We start from the raw sequence: 7,167 nt of genomic DNA, 5'->3' as shown, positions 1-7,167 counted from the left end.
GCCACCGGAGAACAGAATCACCGGCCGCTCGAACTCCCCCGCCACCTCACGGAAGATGTGCACCGCCTCCGACTCCAACGCATCCAGGTGGGACACGAGCGGGGGCACGCCGGAGTTCCCGGCTGGCGGGGTCACGCCAGACCCCTTTCCCGCAGCAGTGTGTGGAGCGCCGCCGTGCAGGTGTCGATGTCGTCCCGGTCGGCCCGGATGCGCAGGTCAGGGGCGTCCGGGAGGTCGTAGGGGTCGTCGACGCCGGTCAGGCCGGTCAATGCACCCGCTGTCTGCCGGGCGTACAGGCCCTTGACGTCGCGTTGGGAGCACGCCTCCAGCGGGGTGGCCACATGGACTTCGAGGTAGGCGGTGGCGGACTGCCGGTGCCGTGCGTGGACGGCGTCGCGGCTCTGTGCGTACGGCGCGATCACCGGGACCAGGACCGCGATGCCGTTGCGGGCCAGCACCTCGGCGATCAGCCCGATGCGCTGGACGTCGTGGATGCGGTCCTGGCGGCTGAAGCCGAGATCGGCGGTGCGCAGCCTGCGGTTGATGTCGCCGTCCAGTACCTCAACTCTGCGGCCCTGCCGGCGCAGTTGGCGCGCGAGCGCTTCGGCGAGCGTCGACTTATCTGCGCTCGGCAGGCCGGTCAGCCAGACGGGGCATCCTGGCCGGCAGGTGCAGAAAGCTCGGGGGGTCACCGGGATCGGCCTTCCTGCTCGGGCGGGGGCGAGGCGATGAAGGCGGACCAGAGCTCCGCGTAGGGGCCGCCGCTGTACAGCAGTTCGTCGTGGGTGCCGGTCTGCGCGACGCGTCCGCCGTCCAGGACCACCACGAAGTCGGCTGCGGCCGCGGTGTGCATCTGGTGGGTCACGACGATGGTGGTGCGGTCGCGGGAGAGCAGCCGGCGGGAGCGGTGCACGGCGGCCTCGTGGACGGGGTCGAGTGCCGCGGTGGCCTCGTCCATGATCAGGATGTCGGGGTCGACCAACTGGGCGCGGGCCAGGGCCAGTAGCTGGCGCTGGCCGGCGGACAGGCCGCGACCGCCCTCGCCGACCTGGTGGTGGTAGCCGTGGGCGAGCGAGGCGATCATGTCGTGGGCGCCGACCGCGCGGGCCGCCCGCTCGACCTCGATGTCCGCGGCGTCCGGCCGTCCGTAGGCGATGTTGTCCCGGGCCGTTCCGGCGAACAGGTACGCCTCCTGGGGGACGATGCCGAGTCTGCGCCGGTAGGCGGTGGGGTCGAATTCCCGCAGGTCGGCGCCCCCGATCCGGATGGCGCCCGCGGTCGGCGCGTAGAGCCCGGAGAGCAGCTGCACCACGGTGGACTTGCCCGCTCCGGTGCGGCCGACGAGTGCCGTGGTGCGGTCGGGAGGGATGACGAGGTCGATGCCCGACAGTGCCTCGCGGGTGGTGGCCGGGTAGGCGAACCGCACGCCGTCCAGGGCGATGGGGCCGTCGAGCCGGGGTGGCAGCGCCAGCCGCTGCGCCGCGGGCACCGACTCGGGCGGTGGCGTCCGCAGCAGTTGGCTGACCCGCTCGAAGCCTGCGGCGGCCTGCTGGTAGCTGTCGAAGGACTGCGAGAGTTCCTGGACGGGCGAGAAGAACAACTCGATGTAGAGGAGGAAGGCGGCGAGCACGCCGGCGCTGACGGAGCCGCCGGCCACCCAGCTCGCGCCGAGGGCGAGGACCAGCAGGACACTGGTGTCCGCCAGCAACTGGACGAAGGAGAAGTACGCGGCCAGTTGGCACTGCGCCCGGTACTGAGCGGCCGTGAAGTCCCTGCTCCGCACGTCGAATTCGCGTTGGCTGCGGTGCTCGTGACGGTATGCCTGCACGGTGCGCAGGCCCGCGATGTTCTCCGCAAGATCGGCGACCAGCGCACCGGCGCGTTCCCGGGACGCCAGGTAGGCGCGCGAGGAGGCGCGGCGGTACAGCAGGGTCGCCACGATGAGAGCCGGTTGCAGGGCGAGCACGGCCAGGGCCAGTGGCACGTTGATGACCAGCAGCAGGACGGCGACGGTGACGAGCGAGAGCAGGCTGAACAGGCCGTTGGTCAGGTCCGTCTGGAGGAAGGCCGACAGTTTCTCCATGTCGGCGGTCAGCCGGGTGACGATGCGGCCGGAGCCCTCCCGCGCGTAGTACTCCAGGTCTATCCGTTGGAGATGGCCGAACGCCTTGAGCCGGAGGGTGTAGAGAAGGCGCTCGCTGGTCCGTCCGCTGACCCGGTCCTTGGCCACGTTGACGCCCCAGGTGAACAGGACGACGCCGAGGCCCGCCAGGGAGGCGGCCAGCAGGACGGTGGGGTCGGAGCCGCTGATGCCCTGGTCGATGCCGGTCCGTACGAGGGCGGGGAGGGTGAGGATGCCGGCCGCGCTGGCGATGACCAGGGCGAGCGAGAGGACCAGCGGGCCGGTGAGCGGGCGCAGCAGGTGGGACAGGCGGAAGCCCGGTGGTACCCGGCGGGCGGCTTGTTCGTCGATGTCCGGGGTGTCGGTCGCGGCGGACAGCTTCGCCGCCTCGGCGGCCAGCGCCGGTGGTGGTTCCGTGTCCGGCTCTCCGATCGCGTCCTGGTCCTGGTGCCGGGCCCAGAGTGCGGAGTTGACGCCGGTGACCGGGTGGGGCGCATTGCGGCGCGGCAGTTCGGCGCGCGGATCCGCGGCGGCTACCAGGGCGCGGTAGGGCGCGCAGTTCCGCTTGAGCGCCCCGTGCGTGCCGGTGGCCAGGATTCTGCCCTCGTCGAGCAGGGCCACCCGGTCGGCCAAGGCCAGCGTGGTTTCCCGGTACGCGATGACCAGCGCCGTCCTGCCGCGCAGGGCGGTGCGCAGGCCGCGGTGGATGGCCGCGCTGGTCCTCGCGTCGACCGCGCTCGCCAGGTCGTCGATGACGAGGATGTCGGCGTCGCTGAGCAGGGCACGGGCCAGCGCCAGGCGTTGCCGCTGGCCGCCGGAGAGGGTCTGGCCGCGTTCGCCGATGACCGTGTCGTAGCCCTGCGGCAGCGCCTCGATGAAGGTGTGTGCCTGGGCGGCGCGGGCGGCGGCGGTGATCTGGTCGGGGGTGGCGCCGGGGTTCCCGTAGGTGAGGTTGGCGCGGATGGTGTCGCGGAAGAGGAAGCTGTCCTGTAGGGCGAGTGCGACCTTGGATCGCAGGGATTCCAGGGGGAGTTGGCCGATGTCCTGCCCGTCGATGCGGATCGTGCCGTCGGCCGGCGGGTAGAAGCCGGTGAGCAGCATGGCGAGGGTGGTCTTCCCCGAGCCGGCCGGGCCGACGAGTGCGACGGTTTCGCCGGGCTTGATCGTCAGCGAGAGCCCGGCGAGCAGGGGTGGGCCCGCGTCGTACCCGAAGGTCACCCGGTCGAGTTCCACGGCGGCCGGCACCGGCGGGAAGGCGGCGGGTCGCGGCTCGTGGTCCGGCGGGTCCTGGGGGCGGTGGCGGGCGTGGCGGGTGGTGCGCGGGCCGGAGTCGATGATCTCGAACATCCGCTGGGCGCCGGCCTTGGTCTGCTGGGCCTCGGTCACCAACGACGAGAGCACCGTGGTGGGTTCCATCAACTGCGCCAGATAGGCGGAGAAGGCGAGGAAGGTACCCAGTGAGATCCGGCCACTGAGGGTCAGCCAGCCGCCGAGCGCCAGGACGCCGACCTGCCCCAGCGCCGACAGCATGCCCATCAGCGGGCCGTAACGGCTGCGCAGCCGTACCGACCGCACTCTGGAGGCGAAGAGGTCGCGGGCCGCCGTCCGCAACTTGGCCTGCTCCTGGTCCTCTTGGCCGAAGCTCTTGACGACCCGGACGCCGTCCACCGCTCCGCTCACCACTCCGGTGACGGCGCCGGCCTGTTCCTGCGCGTGCCAGGCCGCGGCGGACACCCGGACGAAGGCGCACCGGGCAACCCACCACAGGGCCAGGCCGGTTGCGGCGGCCACCGACGTCAGGGTCGGCGACAGGACCAGCATGGCGGTGAGGGCGAAGACGAACAGCAGGGTCGAGCCGAGCATGGTCGGCAGGTTGTCCAGCAGCCGCTGCACGGTGGCGGCGTCGGACGTCATGCGGCTGATGAGTTGGCCCTTGCCCATCCGGTCCTGGGTGCGCCCGTCGTGATGGACGAGAGCGTGGAACATGTCGGAGCGCAGGGCGTGCAGTACTTCGAGGGAGAGCCGGCCGGCCGCGCGGCGCCGCGCGTAGGAGGCGAGGAAGCCCACCGAGGCGACGGCCGCCATCGCGCCGAGCAGCGGCCCGAGTGGGCGGTGTTGGTGACCGATCACGTCGTCGACGACGGAGCGGATGATCAGCGGTACGGCAGCGGTCGCGGCCGTACCGGCGGTGGTGGCGGCCACGACGACGGTCAGGGCCAGCGGATGCCTGCGGCAGTAGCGCAGCAGATTCCGGATCCAGCCGCCGGGCCTGCGGTCAGCTTGGCAGTCCACTTGAGCTTTCACGCCCCTCTTGTGACCAGCACGGCATGGCCTCCCACGAAGGTCCGGAAAATGCGCGCCGTGGCCTTGGCCGCCACCTCTCCTGGCGCACGGAGGCAGCGCTGTGCGCAGGTCGACGGGGGTGCCCGGCCGCGCCCGATCAACCGGGGCCTGCGTGCTCACGGGACCGCTGATCAATGCCGCGACGACTGCCCGGCAAGACGCAATGTAACAGCGGACTTCCGGCTAACCGTGCCATAACGATAGCTTCTTGCCATTCCGTACGGGCCGGTTACTGCTCCGCAGGCAGGGCATCTGTTTCCTCTGCCAGGTTTGATCATCCGTGGCGAGGGAAACCCACGGTTCCGATCGGTGCGGGAGAGGCACATTCACGCTAAAGATATCTGCATATCGCGTATGGATTGACATGGCCCGGCGCATGCCACAGCGCGCGCCCTGGCGTGAAACGAACCGTCTTTCCTCCGCACCTCCGAAGCAGCTGGTAGACATGGCCGGAAGAGTACCAAGATGACGGTTAGTCCCAGAGCGCCCGATCACCCTCCTACGCCCACCTGGCGCGCGCCACCTGCGTGTGCCATTGTCGGCCAGCTGGTTTTTCGGGGTCGATCACCGGGCCCCGGCGCAGGAGGAGGGGAATGATTTGAGGCGCGGCGAATTCTCACCCTTCGTGCGACCGTGAGGGACCTCACCAGGATCAACGTCGCTCACCATGACGCACGGGAGAACGGGGATGAAATTTACTCTCCTGGGGCCGCTCACCGCGACCCATAACGGAAAGCGGATGCCCTGCGGAAGCACCAAACAACAAATTCTATTATCTTACTTGCTGCTGCACGCCAACCGACAGGTCACGGTGGCGGAACTCATCGAGGCCCTGTGGGGCCTGCATCCTCCGGTATCCGCGGTCAAGAACATCCAGCTCTACGTGGGACGACTGCGCCGCACGCTGCGGTCGACCGAATCCGAGCAGCGGCTGCACACCGTGGGCAAGGGCTACCTGCTGTCCGCAGGACCCGACGAGATCGACCTGGAGCACTGCCACCGGCTCATCCAGCGCGGCATGTTGGCCTGGCGCGCGTCCGAACGGGACGACGCGGCACGCCTGTTCGCCGAGGCCCTGGGCCTCTGGCAGGGCCGCCCCCTGTCGGCGCTGATGGGTACCGCCTCCATGGCCGCGGAGATCCGATGTCTGGAGGAACTGCGACTGATGTTGCACGAGAACTACATCGAGGTGCTCCTGGAGGCGGGGCGGCACCGGGAGGTCGTGTCCGACCTGCAGCGCCTGGTCGAGGCCCATCCGCATCACGAACGGCTACGGTTCCAGTTGATGTTGGCCCTGGCCCGGGCGGGCGACCGCCTGACGGCACTGGCCGCCTACCGGGACGGCTACCACCTCCTGGCCAAGGACCTCGGGATAGAGCCCTGCCGCGCGCTCCGGGAACTCCACGACTCGATCCTGACCGACACAGTTCCCCCCGTGCCTCGGCAACCGGAAGGTCGGTCTCGCGGAGCGGTACCCTCCCCGCACCACGAGGCCGACCTCCCGTCGTTTCCGGAACACCGCCCCGCGGTCGGTGTGCGGCCCTGACTCCGCCCGAACCTGCCCGATTTCGACGATTCAGCCAAGGAGAGGTCGATGCGTTTCATCTTCGTCGGGGGTTGTGCCCGCTCCGGTACCTCGCTCGTCCAGAAGCTGTTGGCCAGCCATTCCCGGATCGTCGGCGGCCCGGAATTCGACCACACCGCCGGGATCTTCGAGCTGTACCGGTCCATGTCGGTCGAGTGGCGGTTGGCGCGGCAGTCGTTCTACTACGAAGGCAGTGAACTCGCCCGCGCCTTCAAGGATTTCTATGAAGGGTTCTTCACCCCGGTCGTCGGGCGGAAGGCGGGTGCCGACTTCGTGTCGGAGAAGACGCCGAGCAACATCTTCGCCGCGGAGACCCTGCTGGAGCTGTGGCCGGACGCCGTCTTCGTGAACGTGGTACGTGACGGGCGTGACGTGCTGCTTTCCCACGAGGACGTGAACCGGCGCTACCGGCAACGCGGGGAACGCAATCCGGAGCGGGACACCCTGCTGAGCGTGAGTCGGCACTGGAACGCCTGTGCCGACGCGTACTTCTCCCTCATCGACAGACCGGAACTCCGGGACCGGGTATTCCTCATCGAGTTCGAGAGGCTGGTCGCCGCGCCGCAGGAAGAGCTTTCCCGGCTCTTCGACTTTCTCGGCCTGGCCGTCGAGGAACGCCAGTTGTGCCCGGAGGAGATCACCGAACAGGAAACCGGTGTCGCGCTGGAAGGCGCGTACTTCACGAAGGCGCTGTACCGCCAACCATTCAACACCGGGAAGACGGCGCGGTGGCGCCGGGAGATGAGCACGGCCAAGCGGACCGCTTCGACCGTGCTGCTCCGTACCAACCTGCGCCGCTTCCACTACCCCGTCTGACCGGGGTTTACGGGGCCGGCGGCCATCGGCCGCGCAGGTCGGAGGCCGCATGCCGCGGCGCACCAGGGCAGCAACGCCTACCGGACCCTGGGGCGCTGCTGTTCCACCGGGCGTACGGGGATCACGTCGCTGCCGAGGTAGGGCCTGAGGAGTTCGGGCACCTGGATCGAGCCGTCTTCCCGTTGGTAGTTCTCCATGATCGACAAGATCAGGCGGTCGCAGAACCCGGTGGCCGAGATGGTGTGCGGGAAGCCCTTCTCCCCGTCGATCTTGTAGCGGATGCGGCCGCGCCGTGCCTGGA

Annotated in this window: 4 protein-coding genes and 2 pseudogenes; 2 read left to right on the top strand and 4 right to left on the bottom strand. The window is 69.6% G+C overall.

From position 1 onward, the window contains the following. The 3 genes and pseudogenes from ACIQU6_RS43385 to ACIQU6_RS43375 all read right to left on the bottom strand — a co-directional run. Positions 1-135: pseudogene (locus ACIQU6_RS43385) on the bottom strand (sulfate adenylyltransferase small subunit); the annotation flags it as partial. After that, the gene (cysC, locus tag ACIQU6_RS43380; protein WP_403488036.1) at positions 132-692 is read right to left on the bottom strand and encodes an adenylyl-sulfate kinase; all 561 of its coding nucleotides are present in this window, start codon (positions 690-692) and stop codon (positions 132-134) included. The pseudogene ACIQU6_RS43385 and the gene cysC, both read right to left, overlap by 4 nt. Beyond that, the gene (locus ACIQU6_RS43375; protein WP_403488034.1) at positions 689-4,426 is read right to left on the bottom strand and encodes an ABC transporter ATP-binding protein; all 3,738 of its coding nucleotides are present in this window, start codon (positions 4,424-4,426) and stop codon (positions 689-691) included. The genes cysC and ACIQU6_RS43375 overlap by 4 nt, the downstream gene beginning before the upstream one ends. A gap of 727 nt (positions 4,427-5,153) precedes the next feature. On the opposite strand from ACIQU6_RS43375, the gene ACIQU6_RS43370 reads away from it, so the two are divergent. Further along, on the top strand, positions 5,154-6,011 hold the full coding sequence (locus ACIQU6_RS43370; RefSeq protein ID WP_403488032.1) for a BTAD domain-containing putative transcriptional regulator: 858 nt from the start codon (positions 5,154-5,156) through the stop codon (positions 6,009-6,011). A 48-nt stretch (positions 6,012-6,059) separates the two neighbouring features. Next, the gene (locus tag ACIQU6_RS43365) at positions 6,060-6,866 is read left to right on the top strand and encodes a sulfotransferase family protein (RefSeq protein ID WP_403488030.1); all 807 of its coding nucleotides are present in this window, start codon (positions 6,060-6,062) and stop codon (positions 6,864-6,866) included. A gap of 77 nt (positions 6,867-6,943) precedes the next feature. On the opposite strand, the pseudogene ACIQU6_RS43360 reads toward ACIQU6_RS43365, so the two are convergent. Then, positions 6,944-7,167, bottom strand: a pseudogene (locus ACIQU6_RS43360) (hypothetical protein); the annotation flags it as partial.

It is taken from the genome of Streptomyces sp. NPDC090442, assembly GCF_044769405.1.
Taxonomy (GTDB): Bacteria; Actinomycetota; Actinomycetes; order Streptomycetales; family Streptomycetaceae; genus Streptomyces.
The sequence above is the reverse complement of the archived record's forward strand: the minus strand, read 5'-3'. Positions and strand labels throughout refer to the sequence as shown.